The following is a 1,122-nucleotide window of genomic DNA, read 5'->3' on the forward strand; positions in this document are numbered from 1 at the left end:
CGCATCGCGGACGGCGAGTTCATGGTGCTGGTCGGTCCGTCCGGCTGCGGCAAGTCGACCAGCCTGCGCATGCTCGCCGGTCTGGAGGAGGTCGACTCGGGGGCGATCCGCATCGGCGACCGCGACGTCACCCACCTGCCGCCCAAGGACCGCGACATCGCGATGGTGTTCCAGAACTACGCGCTGTACCCGCACATGACGACGGCCGCCAACATGGGCTTCGCCCTGAAGATCGCCCGCATGCCGAAGCCGAGCGTCCGGCGGCGGGTCGAGGAGGCGGCCACCATCCTCGATCTCAAGGACTACCTGGACCGCAAGCCCAAGTCGCTGTCCGGCGGCCAGCGCCAGCGCGTCGCCATGGGGCGGGCCATCGTCCGTGAGCCCCGGGTCTTCCTGATGGACGAGCCGCTGTCCAACCTGGACGCCAAACTGCGGGTGCAGACCCGGACACAGATCGCCGTCCTGCAGCGCCGCCTGGGCACCACCACCGTCTACGTCACCCACGACCAGGTCGAGGCCATGACCATGGGTGACCGGCTGGCCGTGCTCAAGGACGGCGTGCTGCAGCAGGTGGGCACGCCCAAGGACGTCTTCGAGCACCCGGCCAACACGTTCGTCGGCGGCTTCATCGGATCGCCCTCGATGAACCTCTTCCGGCTTCCGCTCACCGCCGACGGGGCCCAACTGGGCGGGCTGCTCGTGCCGTTGCCCCGTGACACCCTGCTGGCCGCCGGCGCCGAGGGTGCCACGGAGGTCACGCTCGGTGTGCGCCCGGAGCGCTTCGACCTTCTGCCGCCCGGGGACCTGGAGACTCCCGGTCTGGGGCTCGTCGTCGACGCCGTGGAGGACACCGGCGCCGTCGCCTACCTGCACGCGACCGCGAAGGTCGGCCAGGAGCTCAGCCCGGTCGTCGTGCGCCTCCCCGGACGGCCCACCCAGGGCAAGGGCGCGCACCTGCGCGTCTCCGTGCGCCCGGACGCCGTCCACTGCTTCTCGGCCGCGACCGGGGCGCGGTTCGGCGAGGCGCGGGACACGACCTCGATCCGGGTGCGCCTGCCGCAGGACGCGGCCCACTGAGAGACGGCCGCCCGGACCGATCAGGCCGGCGCCCCCGCACTTCCC

General features: G+C 72.0%; 1 protein-coding gene. It reads left to right on the forward strand.

All coding sequences use genetic code 11. The features are described from left to right. The coding region (locus ACFU97_RS33775; RefSeq protein ID WP_384264298.1) for an ABC transporter ATP-binding protein at positions 1-1,077 on the forward strand (1,077 nt) is incomplete at its 5' end. Between the last annotated feature and the right edge of the window lie 45 nt (positions 1,078-1,122).

The organism is Streptomyces sp. NPDC057616 (assembly GCF_042800575.1).
Lineage (GTDB): Bacteria > Actinomycetota > Actinomycetes > Streptomycetales > Streptomycetaceae > Streptomyces.